General features: G+C 62.5%; 1 protein-coding gene and 1 pseudogene. Both read left to right on the top strand.

All coding sequences use genetic code 11. The features are described 5' to 3' along the window. On the top strand, nt 1-376 hold a 376-nt coding region (locus tag AC1D35_RS36730), incomplete at its 5' end, for an alpha-2-macroglobulin family protein (protein WP_477942995.1). After that, nucleotides 373-613 (top strand): annotated as a pseudogene (locus AC1D35_RS36725) (penicillin-binding protein 1C); the annotation flags it as partial. The gene AC1D35_RS36730 and the pseudogene AC1D35_RS36725, both read left to right, overlap by 4 nt.

Raw genomic sequence — 613 nt, 5'->3', positions numbered from 1 at the left:
GCAGAACGAGCGCTATGTCGTCGTCCTCCATGTGACCGAGCAGAATGACTGGGCTTCGCGCATCGTCATCACCGATCTTCTGCCGGCCGGCTTCGAGATCGACAATCCAAGCCTTGTGGACAGCGCCCAGATGACGAATTTCGATTGGGTCGGCGAGATGTCGCCTGCCCATACGGAATTCCGCTACGACCGCTTCGTCGCTGCCTTCAACCGCGACGAAAATTCGGCGCGTGACTTTAACGTCGCCTATGTGGTGCGCGCCGTCACCCCCGGTGCCTATGATCACCCGGCGGCTACCGTCGAGGACATGTATCGCCCCGACCTGTCCGCCCGCACGGCGACCGGCAAGATGGAGGTCGTTGCGGCTCAACAATGAGGCGGTGGCAGAAGTTTGCAATCGGGACTGCGGCCGGCATTATCATTGCCGGCGCCGGCCTTTTTACGCTCGATGTTGCAGACCGCGCCTTTCCGCCGCCGCTTGAACGGGCCGAAGCCGTCTCGCCCGAAGTGCTCGATGCGGACGGGCAATTGTTGCGTGCCTTTGCAACGCCAGAGGGGCGCTGGCGGCTGAAGACCGACGTCGCCGACGTCGATCCGCAATTCATCCGCATGC

This window comes from Rhizobium sp. P1_E6 (genome assembly GCF_056405875.1).
The sequence above is the reverse complement of the archived record's forward strand: the minus strand, read 5'-3'. Positions and strand labels throughout refer to the sequence as shown.